This is a genomic window from Salinicola peritrichatus (assembly GCF_003206715.1).
GTDB lineage: Bacteria > Pseudomonadota > Gammaproteobacteria > Pseudomonadales > Halomonadaceae > Salinicola > Salinicola peritrichatus.
In genome coordinates, this window is record NZ_PZJU01000069.1 from 332 (window position 1) to 547 (window position 216).

A 216-nucleotide genomic window follows, 5' to 3' on the forward strand; every position below is an offset into this window, starting at 1 on the left:
GAGCATCACCGGGTTCGAGAACTCGGCGGCGACCTCGCGGATGATGTGGATCGACTCCGCCTCGAGCTGCTTGAGGTGGGTTTGGCGTTCGGGGGTAATCTCGGTCATAGCGTATCCGGTAAATTCACAGGTATTGGTAAAAGCCGTAAGCCGTAAGCCGTAAGCCGTAAGCCAGGACGCAGCCACCATCCTCGATTGAAACAAACGGTTTGCCCT

At 56.5% G+C, this 216-nt stretch carries 1 pseudogene; it reads right to left on the reverse strand.

The window, feature by feature from the left end:
- Nucleotides 1–108, reverse strand: a pseudogene (locus DOM57_RS22455) (sulfate adenylyltransferase subunit CysD); the annotation flags it as partial.
- Between the last annotated feature and the right edge of the window lie 108 nt (nucleotides 109–216).